Annotated in this window: 7 protein-coding genes; 2 read left to right on the top strand and 5 right to left on the bottom strand. The window is 68.6% G+C overall.

What is annotated here, in order from left to right; translation table 11 throughout:
* Window positions 1-18: 18 nt before the first annotated feature.
* Together AB4070_RS18445 and AB4070_RS18440 are read right to left on the bottom strand one after the other, a co-directional pair.
* Window positions 19-6,084: an Ig-like domain-containing protein gene (locus AB4070_RS18445; protein WP_441981383.1), complete on the bottom strand. Its 6,066-nt coding sequence runs from the start codon at window positions 6,082-6,084 to the stop codon at window positions 19-21.
* A 204-nt stretch (window positions 6,085-6,288) separates the two neighbouring features.
* Window positions 6,289-9,174 carry a metallophosphoesterase family protein gene (locus AB4070_RS18440; RefSeq protein ID WP_441981382.1) on the bottom strand — a complete coding sequence of 962 codons (2,886 nt, stop codon included), beginning with the start codon at window positions 9,172-9,174 and terminating at the stop codon, window positions 6,289-6,291.
* A gap of 198 nt (window positions 9,175-9,372) precedes the next feature.
* Between AB4070_RS18440 and AB4070_RS18435 the strand changes: the two genes are divergently transcribed.
* Complete coding sequence (locus tag AB4070_RS18435) at window positions 9,373-10,119, top strand: GntR family transcriptional regulator (protein WP_441981381.1); 747 nt, start codon at window positions 9,373-9,375, stop codon at window positions 10,117-10,119.
* 18 nt (window positions 10,120-10,137) lie between these two features.
* Here AB4070_RS18435 and AB4070_RS18430 read toward each other — a convergent pair whose 3' ends face one another.
* A complete protein-coding gene (locus AB4070_RS18430) occupies window positions 10,138-10,707 on the bottom strand; it encodes a DNA-3-methyladenine glycosylase I (RefSeq protein ID WP_441981380.1) in 570 nt (189 codons plus the stop codon).
* A gap of 81 nt (window positions 10,708-10,788) precedes the next feature.
* A complete protein-coding gene (locus AB4070_RS18425; RefSeq protein WP_441981379.1) occupies window positions 10,789-11,832 on the bottom strand; it encodes an NAD(P)-dependent alcohol dehydrogenase in 1,044 nt (347 codons plus the stop codon).
* Between the two features lie 125 nt (window positions 11,833-11,957).
* On the opposite strand from AB4070_RS18425, the gene AB4070_RS18420 reads away from it, so the two are divergent.
* The gene (locus AB4070_RS18420) at window positions 11,958-12,395 is read left to right on the top strand and encodes a hypothetical protein (protein ID WP_441981378.1); all 438 of its coding nucleotides are present in this window, start codon (window positions 11,958-11,960) and stop codon (window positions 12,393-12,395) included.
* Between the two features lie 15 nt (window positions 12,396-12,410).
* Here AB4070_RS18420 and AB4070_RS18415 read toward each other — a convergent pair whose 3' ends face one another.
* Window positions 12,411-14,477 (bottom strand): acyl-CoA dehydrogenase family protein, encoded by a 2,067-nt coding sequence (locus AB4070_RS18415; protein ID WP_441981377.1) that lies wholly within the window; start codon window positions 14,475-14,477, stop codon window positions 12,411-12,413.
* Window positions 14,478-14,590: the final 113 nt, after the last annotated feature.

The following is a 14,590-nucleotide window of genomic DNA, read 5'->3' as shown; positions in this document are numbered from 1 at the left end:
GCGGGGATGGGAGACGGGTCATTGCCAGACACGGTGCTCGAAGGCGGTGCCGTTGACCATCACCCAGGCTTCGATCACGCCACGACGGTTGCCGAGGTAGCAGCTGAGCCGGCCGCCGTAGCTGCCATTGCCGTCCATGGTGATCGAGTACGGTCCACCCCACGCGCCGCCGTACGTCGCGTCGTTGTTGTTGCACTGCACGGAGATGGTCTGCCCCGGGTCGAAGTCCTGAGCGTTCAGGTAGAAGTACGCGCAGGTGCCGTCGTTGCAGTTCGGCTGGCCGTTCGCGTTGCCGGTCGAGGTGACCCAGGCGCGCGGATTGGGCTTCGGGCCGGACGTGCCGGCTTCGCTCCGCGTGATCTTCTGCCCCGCGTCGTCCGTCACCTCGACATCGATCGTGTGGCGCTGGCTGTAGCCGTCGCCCACGGTGGTGCTTCCGGTCGCACCGACGTGCGACCACCCGCCGCCGTCGATCCGGATGCGCACGACCTTGATCCCGCGTCCATTGGCCGAGACGTTCGCGTTCCATCCGAACGTCACGCTCTTCGGGTTCGAGTTCACCGTCACGGAGGGCTGGCTCAACGGGCCGTAGGGGTTGCCGGACATCTGGTTCGAGGCGTCGCTCGCGTAGGTCTGGCCATCGACCGTCGAGACCGCCCTGACCCGCACGTTGTAGTTCGTACCGTTCGAGAGTCCGGTGATGACGTTGTTGCCCGGCATCGCCGCCCAGTCGCCCCCGATGGAGTACTGGTACCGCACCTCGTTCCGTGACGCACCGTTGAGCGCGCCGGGAGACCAGGTGAGCGTGAGCGACCGATCGCCTTCAGCGACGTTCGACAGCGAGGGCGCACCCGGCTTGTTCACCCCGCGGCGCGGTGCCGACATCGGGCTCCAGTCGCCCCAGTCCGCCTTGTTGTGCGCGCGGATGCGGTACGTGTACGGCGTCTCCGATGTCGGGACCGTCACCGCCTGCGACCTGGCTCCGGCACCCGGCGTGATGGTGTTCCGCAGCGTGCCGCCCTCCCACACCTGCAGCTGGAACGAGTCGATCGGGTCGCCGTTCGCATTCCCCGGCACCCAGTTCACCTGCATCTGCGCCTCTGTGCCCACGCCCTGCAGCTGCGTGACAGTGGGGGCGGCGGCGGGCATCGGCGGGCCGGCCGGCACCTCGGACGCCGACCAGCCGCTCCAGCTCGACGGCTCGGGCGCGCGGTTGTGGGCCTGCACGCGCACCTGGTAGATGCCGCCGTTCTCGAGGCCCTCCCAGGTCATCGAGTTCCCGGTGGCCTGCTTCTGCGAGACCCCGGACGGCGGAGCCGGCGAGATCTCCAGCGTGTAGCTCTCGACCGGAGAACCGGGAGTGGTCGGGGTGGCCCACGCGACCTTGAGCGACTTGTCGCCGAAGGTCAGCGTCGGCGGGGTCGGGGTGTCGGGACGAGCGTCCGGACGGGCGACCGCCGACGTGCCCGACGGCTTCGACTCGCCCACCCGGTTGGTCGCGGTCACCTGGAAGGTGTACTCCACGTTGTTGGTGAGGCCGTCGAGGGTGCACGTGGTCGAGCGGCATTCCTTCGAGTACGGGCTGCCGCCGACCGACTTCACCGTGTACTTCGTGATCTCGGCGCCGTTGTTCGACGGTGCGCCGTAGGAGACCACGACGGTGCGGTCCTGCACGCTCGACACCAGCGGGGTGCCCGGTGCCTCCGGCACACCCTGGACGGTCACGACGATCTGGCCGTTGGCCTCGCGGTCGGGGTCCTTCGTCGCATCCTGGATGCGGTAGCGCACGACCATGGTCCCGACGAAGCTGGCGTCGGGCGTGACGACGACCTGATCGCCCTTCACGGCCGCGCCGCCGGAGCCCGACTCCGTGGCAGCGGTCATCAGCTTGAGCGGGGTCTCCGGGAACGGGTTGTAGTCGTTCGCGAGCACGGGCACCGTGATGCTCTTGCCCTGATCCGCTTCCGAGATCGTGTCGGTGTTGGCCGCGGGCAGCGGGCGGGTCGAGGCGCCGACGCGCACGGTCACGGTGCCTTCGACGGCTTCCGTCGTGCCGTCGGTGATCTCCAGCTTCAGGGAGGACACCGTGCCCTTCTCGACGTCGGACGAGGCCTCGACGAGCAGCTTCGAGCCGTCGATCTTGGCCGTGATGCCCTTGCCCGCGCCGCTGACGTACTTGTACCTGTGCTTGCCCTCGTCCTCCGGATCGGGGTCGGTCGTGAGCGCGGCCAGGTCGAGTGTCGATGCCTTCTCGCCCGGAGCGACGATGACCTCTGCTCCCGTGAACACCGGCTGCTGGTTCTCCGGGGGCAGCACGTTGATCGGGATGCTCAGCGTCGCCGTGCGGCCCTCGGGGTCGTCCGGCCCCGTGCCGTCGGTGACCTCGAACGTGAGCGAGTCCTGCCCGAAGTAGCCCTCGGCCGAGGTGTACACCAGGGTGGTCTCGTCCTTCACGAGGTCGTCGCCGTTGGCGTTCACGGCGCTCACCTTGGCATGCTCGGTGATCCGCGCGGTCCCCCCGCCTGCGACGGTGACGAACTTCGAGAGCGGGATCTCCCTGGTCTCGCCGCTCATGACCTCGAGCGGCTTGGTCGAGTCCAGGATCGGCCGCAGGTCGGATTCGGCCGGCACGAAGATGAACGCGGATGCGGCCAGATCGTCCTGATCGGTGATCGTGTAGCGGATGAGCTGCAGCTGCTCGGTGACGGTGACCCGCACCTTGCCGTTCTCCAGCTGGGTCGCGCCTTCTCCGAGCACGAGCTTCAGGCGATCGGTGGTGCCGTCCGGGTCCTCGTCGTTCTTGAGGATGTCGAGATCGGCGCTCATCGTGCCGTCGGTGAGGTCCGTCGGCCGCACCCGGTCGTCACGGGCGACGGGCGCCTGCAGCGGGACGTCCTCGTCGACGGTGATCTGCAGCGCCGCGGTCGCCTCGGCGCCCCTCGCGTCGCGGATCGTGTACTGCAGCGACGTCTCGAGCTCGCGATTCGGCGCCTGCACCAGCACCCGATCACCCGAGACACGGGCCGTGATGCCCGTCTCGGTCGGAACCTCGAGGCCGTCCTTCACGAGACTGATCTTGTCGCCCTCGGGGTCGGAGTCGTTCAGCATCACCGGCACCGAGATCTCGCGACCCGGCCGCACGACCACGGCATCCTTCACCGCGAACGGCTTCTGGTTGATCTGCTCGCCCGGCGCGATGCCCACCCGGATCGTGGCGATGCCCTCCTTGCCGAGGCGGTCGCGCACGCGGTAGCGGAACACATCGACACCGGAGGAGTCGTCGAACGCCTCGTACGTGAAGTAGTTCTGCGCCGTCTCGGTGATGCGCCCCTTCTGCGGGCTGGAAGCGATGTCGATCAGCTCGACCGAGTCGCCGTCGGCGTCGATGCCGTCGAGAGGGACGGCGATGTTCGCGGTCGATCCGGCGAGCACGCGGGCCACCAGATCCTGCGGGCGCGGAGCGGCGTTCGTCTCCTCGTCGACCGGAAGGATCTGGATCGTGACGTAGCCTGCGTCCTTCTGCTGGCGCGAATCGACCGCCTCGTAGGTCAGGTACACGGTCTTCGCGACGGGTCCGGCCTTGAAGCGGATCGTGTCCTGCGAGACGAACGCCTCTCCGTCCTCCGGGTCGACCAGCGGCTCGACCAGCTCGGGAACGACGTGCATGACGTCGTCGTTCGGGTGCGTGTCGTTGTCGAGCACCGGGATCGTGACGACATCGCCCGCACGCACGATCGCCGTGTCGTCGTTCACGACGGGCTGCAGGAGCTTGTCCGGCGCGGGGATCGGGATCACCACCACCTCGCCCTCCGCCGACTTGGAGCCGTTGGAGATGCGGTACTTGATGCGCGCCTGGTCGGTGAGCGAGCCCTGATCGGTGATGCGGAGGGTCTCGTGGTTGATGACCGACACGGAGATGCCCGAGTCGTCGTCGATCGAGACGGACTGCACCACGAGGATGCCGCCGGCAGGGTCGACGTCGTTCGCGAGCACGCCGATGAGCACATCGCCGCCCGTCGGCAGCAGCGCCACATCGCGCACGGCGACCGGAGGCAGATCCGTCTCGCTCGCCTCGAGCACGTCGACGCGCACGATCCCCTCGCCGTTCTCGGGGCCGGCAGTCGCGAGGTACAGCACGTAGTAGGTGCCGGGAGCATCAGCGGTGAAGGAGAAGGTCTTGTTCGGCCCGTCCGTGACGATGGTCGCGCCGGGAACCTCGTTCACGCGGCCGAGTCGCAGCAGCTCGCGCCCCGAACTGGTGTCGTTGGCCAGCGGCGCCACGGTGACCTGCTCGCCGACGCGCGTCACGACGTGGTCGGCATTGGTCTTGGGTTTGGTCGACCCCTCGGGCCGCACATCGAGGGTCACCGTCGCGGTGGCGCTCTCCCCATATCCATCGGCTACCGTGACCTGCACGTCCTTGCGTCCCTGCTGGCTCGCGGTCGCCTTGTACGTGATCTGGCCGTCGGTGCTGAAGTCGACCTCGTCGCCTGGCGCGGGGACGACGTCCTTGAGGTAGACGTCGTCGCCCTCCGGGTCGATCCAGTCAGGGAGGATGTTGTACGAGATCGTTCCGCCGGTCTCCACGGTGAGACTGGTGTGCCGCTTGGGCACGGGAGCGGTGTTCACGCTCTTGTCGTAGACGGTCAGCGTGACCGCCGCGGTGTCCTTGCCGCCGCGACCGTCATCGGCCTCGTACGTGAAGGTGGTCGATCCGGTCGCGTCCTCGTCGACCGCGATCTGCAGAGATCCGCCGTTCTGCACCTGCTGGATCGTGCCGAGGGCGGGCTGGGCCTCGGCGAGGGTCGCGACCAGGACGTCGCCGTCGGGATCGTTGTCGTTGTCGAGCACGGGAAGCATCGTCGTCACGCCGGGGCGCACACCGAACGTGTCATCCTCGGCGATCGGAGGAGTGTTCTCCTCCTTGCGCTCGGGGAGCGTCGTCTCGACGGTCTCCTCGGTCGAGTCGTCCTCGTTCTCGGTCTCGCCCTCCGGCGGGGTGAGGTCGTTCCAGTTGTCGACGCGCTGCAGGCTCTCGTTCGCCAGCCAGGCCGCTCCGCCCACCGCGTCGTTGAGGATGATGACGTCGCGGTTGACGCGGAACACGAGGCTCTTCGAATCCTCGGCGCCGTCGACGTTCGCGTTGACGTCGTTCGCCGACCCCGGGCATTCCCGGATGAACGTGGCCGTTCCTGCCCATGCGCCGTAGGTGCAGCCGCGCAGCCACACCGGCGCCGCCGGCACGCCGTTGCCGCCCGCCTCGACCTCTGTGGGCTCGCCGCCGTCGAGCGGAACACTCACCAGTGCGCTCGCGGTCGAGACCGCCACCGCGTCGGTGTTCTCCGAGGCCTGCTGCAGAACAGCCTTGTCCGCGCCGGGGATCTCGGTGCGGACCCCGCCTGGGGAGGTCACGACGCCGGCAGCCCGGTCCAGCACGACCGGGGTGCGACCCACGGCGGTGATCGCGGGCTTCGCGGAGGCGTCGAGTTCGCCGACCGAGGCGGCGGAGGCGTCGAGCGCCTCCCCCTCGTTGTCGACGGGGACGGTGACGACCTCGCCGCGCTCCGGGGCGAGTCCGAAGACGGTGCCGTCTTTGGCCACGGCGACATCGGCGCCAGCGCCCAGCTCGGCGACCGGCTCGTTGACCTCGGCCTCGAAGGACGCGACGCCCTGCGCCGGCACGACCCAGAGCTCGCCGGTCTTCTGATCGAGGATCGCAGCCGTGCGGTTGCCCAGCGCGACCTTCGCGGAGGAGGGGACCTTCGCGGAGTCGCCGAGCGAGACGCGTGCAGGATCGACGGCGGTCAGTGTCGAGGCGTTCTCGTCGACGACCAGGATGTTGTTCGTGTCCTGCAGGATGTCGTAGTTCTCACCCGTGGTGCGCAGTCCGCCGTCGAGCACCGTCGACTCGTGGTTGAAGTGCCCCACGAGAAGGCTCGACGTCTTGGTGATCCAGACGCCGCCGTCGTTCAGATCGACCTTGGTGGTCGGGAACCCCTCATAGGTGAAGGCCATCGTGGTGATGGCGATCACGCCCACGGTGACACCGGCCGCTGACGCCAGCGTCTTCGGTCGTGCGCGCATCCATGACAACGCCTTCATTCCCGGTTCCCCCCCCAGGGTGACACTCTCTGTTCTCCTCGATCGCGACCCGACGGGCCCACGAAGCACCCGTTCATCCTAACTGCGTCCTGGAATACCGCTCGATGGGGAGTTTTGCCCATCGAGCGGGGCGACGTCGAGAAGACCTCGAAGCCGCCCCGCCGATGGAGCATGAGGGCGCGTGCGTCAGCCGCGACCCCGACGCCGTCGGACGACGAGCGCGCCGCCGAGGCTCAGAAGCAGCAGAGCGCCGCCGAGGAGGTACCAGCCGGGTGCACCGCCCGTCGTGGCGAGGTCACCGCCCGTGGACGACGCATCCGCTCCGCCGCCGGAGCCGGAACCGGGGGCTGTGCCCGTCCCCGTTCCCGGCGCGACGCCGCCGGAGCCGTCCCCCGCACGGGTGACCGTGATCGGCGCGGTCACCTCGGTCCCGTCGGGGAGGATCACCGCCATTGTGTGCGCACCGGCCGGCGTCTTCGCGGGGATCGTGACAGCGGTGCGGAACGACCCGCCGGCATCGGTGGTCGCGACGCCCACCCGCACCGGTGTGGAACGCAGCTCGATCGCGAGCTCCGCAGTCTCGGGGAATCCGGTTCCGGAGATCGTGACCCGGCCACCGGCAGCGACTGTCTGCGCGCTCAGCGCCACAGCCGGGTCCACGGGATCGACTGGGTCCACCGGGTCCACCGGGTCGACGGGATCGACCGGATCCACCGGGTCGACGGGATCGACCGGATCCACCGGGGCGTCGGTGGGACGCGGGATGTCGACGTGCTTGATCTCCGACGCTCCGGCCGTGGAGAAGGAGTACACCGTGACGCGCACGCGGTCGTCGTACAGTGCGGCGCGCAGCCCGACGGGGTCGGCGCCGCCGACGGCCTTCTCCTCCCAGTCCCCGCTCGGTCCATACATCGTGGTGACGGCTCCGGTGTTCACGACCGTGGGGCCGCTGGCGCGCGTCGGATCCGTCCGCAGTTCCGTGCTCCAGTCGTTCAGCGTCGGCGACCAGTGCGTGTGGCTGTTGAACATGATGACGTTCGGGTTCTGTGCGAGGAGGGCGGCGAACCGGGCCTCCTCTTGACCGAAGTCGTTCTCGTAGAACCGCGCGTACGATCCGGAGACCGAGTACGGCAGCAGGTGGTGGGAGAAGAGCAGCACCGGCTGGTCCTGGGCGCGCCAGTGGGCGAGCCGATCACGCAGCCAGGTGAACTGCTCCTCGCTGAAGTCGACGAACGGACCTGCGCCGGTCTTCGCCGTGTAGTCGTAGAACTCGCTGCCGATCCAGATCAGCGGAAGCTGACCGTCCACGAGCACCTCACCCCACAGCCCACCCTGTCCACCGATGTCGCGCATCCCCGTCGAATCGAGGAAGCGCTCCTGGTACGCCGCCGATCCCTCGTTGCCGTAGTACTCGTGATTGCCGATCGTCGAGACGACCGTGCCATAGTCTCCACCACCACCCGCCGCGAGCGCCGACAGGTAGGAGGTGTAGTTCGCGGTCGATCCGTTGCTGACCAGGTCGCCGTTGGACACGAGCACGTCCGCCGTCTGCGCCATCGAGCGGAATCCCGGCAGCACGTTCTGGCTCAGTCGCGTCGTCGCCCCCTGCACATCGCTGAAGATGTCGACCACGGCGTTCGCCTCGACCCCTTCGGCGAGTGCCGCGAGCGGACGCACCACCTGCACGTCGTCGAGCATCCACGATCCCGCGGCGCCGGGGGCATCGAAGACGAACCGCAGGGTCATCGCGGAGGCACCCGCCGGCACCGTGACCGGCAGCCGGAGCTGCGCTGACTCCTCGTCGACATCGGAGAGCTCGCGCAGCACGGTCTCTGTTCCCTCGTCGAACACGGCCGTCGCGGTGCCACGCTGGGTGCCGCCCCGCTTGCGGTAGTGGCTGTCGAGGCGCACCTCCAGCGCATCCCCCGCCTTCACGGCGATCGGAGTGGAGGCGATGGCGCCGGAGAATGCCCCGCTCGTCGCCTCCGCCACGGCGATCCGCCCCGAAGCACGGGTGAACGCGTGTCGACGATCGGTGCCGTACTGGGTGATCACACTGTCGAGGGTCGACAGCGTCCACGTCCCCTCCCTCGTCCAGGTGTCCTTCTCGAAGCCGTCGAACCAGAGCAGCTGCTCGGTGGTCGAGGAGTCCGGATCGTCGGCGGCGAGCACGGTGATCACGAGCGAGGTCGATACGATGCCGGCGCCACCGAGAGACAGCGCCACGGAGCCGGGCGCGAGGTCAGCGGGCAGCGCGACCGAGAACGACGTCTCCCCCGCGGCGTCTGCGACCGGGATGCCGGGAACCGGCGCCCCGGCATCGCCGAACGATGCGGTCAGCTGCTGGCCGGGGCGGAGACCGCCGACCTTCACCGGAACCGTCGCGCCGGCTCTGGCGACGGGCTTCGCGGCGGAGAGGATGCGCGGTGTCGCATCGACCGGCGGTGCCTCGCTGATCTGCACGTCGTCGATCATCCAGAACCAGTTGTTGCTGCTCTCGGCATACGACCAGCCCACCGTGACGGCATCGGTCCCCGCCGGCACCGGGATCGAGACGTCGACCAGCTCATCGAGACGGTTCCGGGTGAACGACTCGACCACCACCGGCGCTGCGTCGTCGAAGCGAGCGACGAGTTGCGCGTTCTGCGGCGCCTGCCCCTGCTTGTAGTGACTGTCGAAGCGCACCCGCACCGCCCCGTCCTGACTCTGCAGGTCGACGGCCGGTGCCCACAGCACCGAGCTGAAGCGCCCTTCCGTCGGGCGGTTGGAGTCGGAGTGCACGACCGCGGTCACACCGTCCGCACGTGTGAAGGAGCCGCGATCGCCGCTGTTCCCCCAGGTCGACACGACCTCGGCCGAGGTGTGGAACGACCAGCCCTGCCAGTCCGCCCGCATACCGGTCACGTTGGTGTTGTCGATCGACCATCCGGCAGGGGGCTGCGAAGCCGTCGCGTCGGTGAAGCCTTCGGTCAGCGGCGGGGCTGCAGCGAAGGCGGGCGTCGCCGCTGCGCCGACGAGCAGCGTGAGGGCGCACGTCACGGCGAGGGCGCCGATTCCGCGTCTGGTTCTCATGTCTCTTCCTAGGGGTTGGTCGACCGCTCATGTCGGCCGAGGCAGGGGGATTCCGTCTCTTCCGAGCATGGGGAGCGAAAGTAGTCATGATAACTTTTTCTACGGATATTCCCCGATTGTTCACCGATGTGCGTCAGAGTGAACATGTCGCGGTCGCCGCGGGGACCAGAAGTCACGACAACAGGAGCACAAAAGAGAATGCACAGACCTCTGCACGAGCAGCTCTACGAGCGGATGCTCGATCGCATCAGAAGCGGCGAATGGCCGGAGGGCGAACGTGTGCCGAGCGAGCACTCCCTGATCGCCGAGTTCGGGACCTCTCGTGGACCGATCAGGCAGGCGCTCGCGACGCTGCGAGCGGAAGGCGCTGTCGACGGCGGGAGAGGCGCGCCGCCTCGGGTGCGCCGAATCGTGCCCACGCAGTCGTTCCAGACCTTCGTCTCGTTCACGGACTGGGCGCGTTCGATCGGACGACGCCCTGGCCAACGCGTGCTCGAGGCCGCACGCCGGCCCGCCTCGGAAGCGATCGCCGATGACCTCGGAGTCGAGACGGGTACCGCGATCGTGGAGATCGTACGGCTGCGGCTGCTCGACGACGAACCGGCGATGCTCGAACGCTCGGCGTTCCCGCTCCCCGTCGGCAGACTGCTGCTCGCCGCGGACCTCGATGCGGGGAGCATCTACCAGGCGATGCAGGAGCAGGGCCTGGCGCCCGTTCGTGCACGTCATGTCTTCGACGCGGTACCTGCGGACGAGATCGATGCGGCGGCGCTGGCGGTGACCGCGTCCACACCGCTGCTGCGGGTGCGACGAACGGGATGGGCGGCCGACGGTTCCCTCGTCGAGGTGGCGGACGACCGGTACCTGCCGACAATGGCCACGTTCGCCGTCGAGAACACCTCCGACGCGCGCTCCGCGCTCACCCGGGAGGCTGCCGGGCACTGAACATCGGCCCGCTGGGCGTCACGCCCGCCAGCACCCCGCGATGTGGTCGTCGACCATCCCACCCGACTGCATCAGGGCGTACATGGTGGTCGGCCCGACGAAACGGAACCCGCGACGACGCAGCTCTTTGCTCAGAGCCGTCGATTCGGCGGTGACGGCGGGGACATCCGCGAAGGATGCCGGCCGGGTGCCCGACGCCGCCGGAGCGAACGACCACATCAGCTCGTCGAACTCCCCCTCGGCCATGCCACGGACGATGCGGGCGTTGCCGATGGTCGCCTCGATCTTCGCGCGGTTGCGGATGATGCCGGCATCGCCCATCAGACGTTCGACGTCGGACTCGTCGAACTCCGAGACGATCTCGGGCTCGAACCCCTCGAACACCTCTCGGAACCGCGGACGCTTGCGCAGGATCGTGATCCAGGAGAGCCCGGCCTGGAACCCCTCGAGCGCCATCTTCTCGAACAGCGCGCGGTCGCCGTGCAACGGCGTGCCCCACTCCTCGTCGTGGTAGCGGCGGTATTCGTCGTCGTCGCCCACCCAGGCGCAGCGGTCGCGGGCGTCGGGGCCCGTGAGAAGAGAGATCATCCGCTCAGGCTATCCGCGGCGACCGACACTGATGTCTTCCCGAACCCGATGTCTTCCGCCACCGCGGCGGTCGACGAGCGCTCAGGCGAACGTGGCGGCGTCGATCACGAACCGGTACCGCACGTCGGAGGCCAGCACGCGCTCGTAGGCGGTGTTGATGTCGGAGGCGGGGATGATCTCGATCTCTGCCGCGATGCCGTGCTCGGCACAGAAGTCGAGCATCTCCTGCGTCTCGCGGATACCGCCGATGTTGCTGCCGGCGAGCGAGCGTCGGCCGCCGATGAGCGACATCACGCCCACCTCGAGGGGTTCGCCGGGAGCGCCGACGCACACCATGGCTCCGCCGACGTCGAGCAGGCTCAGGTAGGAGCGCAGATCGATCACGGCGCTCACGGTGTTGAGGATCACATCGAAGGATGAGCGCAGCTCGCGGAAGGTCTCCCGGTCGCTGGTGGCGCGATAGTGGTCGGCACCGAGCCGCAGACCGTCGTCCTTCTTGCTCAGGGTCTGCGAGAGCACGGTCACCTCCGCGCCGAGCGCGTGGGCGATCTGCACTCCCATGTGCCCGAGGCCGCCGAGACCGACGACCGCGACGCGTGTGCCGGGTCCGACGTTCCAGTGCCGCAGCGGCGAATAGGTCGTGATGCCCGCGCACAGCAGCGGTGCGGCGACGTCCAGGGGCAGAGCGTCGGGGATGCGCAGGACGAACGCCTCGGTCACGACCACCTGCTCGGAGTAGCCGCCCTGGGTGACGGTGCCGTCGCGATCGATGCCGCCGTAGGTGAGCACGGCCCCCTGGGTGCAGAACTGCTCTTCGCCGCGCAGACAGTTGCGGCACTCGCCGCAGGAGTTCACCAGGCATCCGACGCCGACACGATCGCCGACCGCATACCGGGTGACGCCCTCACCGACCGCAGCGACCGTGCCCGTGATCTCGTGCCCGGGAGCGAGCGGATACTGCTGTGGGCCCCAATCGCCGCGGACGGTGTGGATGTCCGAGTGGCAGATCCCGGCGAAGGCGATGTCGATCAGCACGTCGAGCGGGCCGAGTTCGCGTCGCTGGATGACGGTCTTCTCCAGCGGGGCTGCTTCACGGGGTGCGGCATAGGCGTTCACGGCAGGCATCTCGGACTCCTCGGATCGGGTACCTGCCGAGACTACCCAGCGCGGGAGGAGAATCAGCCGTGCCGCGCGAATCGGCGATTGTCAAGGCCGGGCGTGCGCCGTGCGGCGACCTCTAGGCTCGCGCCATGACCGCCTCCGACGACACGATCTCCGCGTACCTCACCCGCTATGCCGACAGCCTGACCGCGTTCGACGCCGAGACCGCGGCAGGGCTGTGGTCGACGCCGGGGATGATCGTGAACGACCGATCGTCCGGAGTGCTCGACTCCCGCGAGGCCATGGTCGTCGGTCTGCGGCAGTCATACCCGATCTATCAGCGGCTCGGGCTGGCCTCCGTCGGATTCGAGCTCCTTGAGCGACGCGACCTCTCCGAGCGCCTCGTGCTCGTGCGCGTGCGGTGGCTGTTCTTCGACGCGGGCGGCGCGCAGTTGACCGACACGGACAGCTACTACCTGCTCCGGGACGAAGAGGAGGCGGGGCTGCAGGCCTGTGTGTGCGTCGAGACCGATGCGGCGGAGAAGCTCCACGCCCTCGCCACCGCGCGCGGCGTCGATCTCGGGTAGCGAACCGCGGGCGGGTCAGCGCTGCTTCTTCTTGAGCGCCTTCTCCTGGATCGGGGCCTTGCCGCTCGCCTCGAGGTCGGCGTAGTACGCACGGGCCTCGTCCTGCCGCTGCTTCTCCAGGCCGCTCGCGATGGGAGCGCGCACGTGCTCGGGCTCGTAGCCGAACGCGTTCACGAGGTCGAGGGAGTACGGGCGCAGACGGGCGCACAGGCGGTCGATGTAGCTCGACACCGCCGCGCCGCGCTGCATCGACAGGCGTCCGTGGATCAGATGCCAGGCGAGGTGCTTCTCGATGAGCTGCAGGCCGAACAGGTCGCGCAGCCAGGTGAGCACCTTCTTGGTGTCCTCGTCGTCGATCTGGTGCACGGCGTCGGTGAACGCCTCCCACTGCAGCAGCTCTCCGTGCGCACGGGCGGCCTCGATGAGCTCGGCCTGGTTCTCGTTGAACAGGCGAGCGCCGAGCGCCTTGTCCTTCGCTCCGGGACGGAGGCGCGAGGCGATGTCGGCCACCATCTGCTGCACGCGTCCGGCGAGCAGATCGTGCTGCTGCTCCTCGCGCAGGCCCCGCTCGACCGAACGGCTCACCTGCCCGAAGTCGGAGACCGCCTGACCGAGCTGACGCAGACCGGCACCGTGGAACAGCTTGCCCGCGGTCATGCCCACGGCGAACTTGGCGAGGGCCGCCGCATCCTTGCCCTGGAACTGCTTCGCGTAGTCGGTCAGCAGCCGCTTGCCGACGAGCTGGAGCAGCACGTTGTTGTCGCCCTCGAAGGTGACGTAGATGTCGAGATCGGCGCGAAGCCCGACCAGACGGTTCTCGAACATGAAGCCCGCACCGCCGGTGGCCTCACGGGCCTCCTGCAGGGTGTCGAGCGCATGCCACGTCGACAGCGGCTTGAGGGCGGCCGCCAAGGTCTCCAGGTCTTCCCGGTCCGCCGGGGTGTCGGTCCGGCCGGAGAAGACGCCGTCGAACTTCTGCAGGAACTCGTCGTGCGCGAAGATCTGCGCGTAGGTGGTGGCCAGGCGCGGCAGCAGACGGCGCTGGTGCTTGCCGTAGTCCATGAGCACCACCTCCTGCCCATCAGCCCCGTCGAACTGGCGGCGCTGTGTGGCATAGGTGATCGCGATGTGCAGACCGAGGGCCGAGGCCCAGGAGGCAGCGCCGTCGAGGGATACCCGCCCCTGCACCAGAGTGCCGAGCATCGTGAAGAATCGGCGGCCAGGGCTGTCGATCGCGCTGGAGTAGGTGCCGTCAGCCGCGACGTCGCCGTAGCGGTTGAGCAGGTTGGTCCGCGGGATGCGCACATGATCGAAGGAGAGGCGCCCGTTGTCGATGCCGTTGAGTCCGCCCTTGAGACCGTCGTCCTCGCGGCCGATACCGGGCAGATCCACCCCGTCCTCACCGCGCAGCGGCACATAGAAGCAGTGCACGCCGTGGTTCACGCCGTTCGTGATCAGCTGCGCGAAGACGGTCGCCGCGACGCCGTGCAGTGCGGCGTTTCCGAGGTACTCCTTCGTCGCGCCGCGGAACGGGGTGTTGATGACGAACTCCTCCGCCTCCGGGTCGTACGTGGCCGTGGTGCCGACGGCAGCGACGTCGGAGCCGTGGCCGATCTCGGTCATCGCGAAGGCACCGGGGATCGAGAGGTCCATCACTCCGGGGAGCCACTTCGCGTGGTGCTCCTCCGTGCCCAGCTGCAGGATCGCCGATCCGAAGAGACCCCACTGCACACCCGACTTGATCTGCAGGCTGGGGTCGGCCACCACGAGCTCCTCGAAGCCCGCGATGTTCGCGCCGTTGTTCTCCTCGCCGCCGAGCGACTTCGGGAACGCGCGATGCACGGCCTTGTTCTCGACCAGCAGGTGCAGCTGGCTGAGCACGCGCTCGCGGTGCTCGTCCTTGCCGAGCTCGTCCTTGCGCCAGAACGCCGAGTCCTTGATCATCTCGCGGGCCTGACGACGCACGTCGCCCCACGTGCCCATCAGGGCGTCGTTGACGCGGGCGACATCAAGGCGCGGGTTGGCGTCAGCGATGTCGGGGGAGGTGCGAGTCGTCTTCGGACGGACGGCGGCGTCGACCATGAGCGTTCCTCTCGGAGGGAAGTGGGAATACTGCCATGGTAGGTCTGCCACAACGGGAGTCCTACTGCCCTGTCCACTTCCTCCAATGCGCCGCGGGGACATCTCCCCGTCGG

It is taken from the genome of Microbacterium sp. 2RAF4 (assembly GCF_052115285.1).
In the GTDB taxonomy this organism is placed as follows: Bacteria; Actinomycetota; Actinomycetes; order Actinomycetales; family Microbacteriaceae; genus Microbacterium; species Microbacterium oxydans.
Note: the sequence above shows the minus strand (reverse complement) of the source record. Positions and strands in the feature narration are given on the sequence as shown.

Coding starts and splice junctions, on each gene's coding strand:
- AB4070_RS18445 (WP_441981383.1), bottom strand. CDS start 6,084: ATGCGCGCACGACCGAAGACGCTGGCGTCAGCGGCCGGTGTCACCGTG.
- AB4070_RS18440 (WP_441981382.1), bottom strand. CDS start 9,174: ATGAGAACCAGACGCGGAATCGGCGCCCTCGCCGTGACGTGCGCCCTC.
- AB4070_RS18435 (WP_441981381.1), top strand. CDS start 9,373: ATGCACAGACCTCTGCACGAGCAGCTCTACGAGCGGATGCTCGATCGC.
- AB4070_RS18430 (WP_441981380.1), bottom strand. CDS start 10,707: ATGATCTCTCTTCTCACGGGCCCCGACGCCCGCGACCGCTGCGCCTGG.
- AB4070_RS18425 (WP_441981379.1), bottom strand. CDS start 11,832: ATGCCTGCCGTGAACGCCTATGCCGCACCCCGTGAAGCAGCCCCGCTG.
- AB4070_RS18420 (WP_441981378.1), top strand. CDS start 11,958: ATGACCGCCTCCGACGACACGATCTCCGCGTACCTCACCCGCTATGCC.
- AB4070_RS18415 (WP_441981377.1), bottom strand. CDS start 14,477: ATGGTCGACGCCGCCGTCCGTCCGAAGACGACTCGCACCTCCCCCGAC.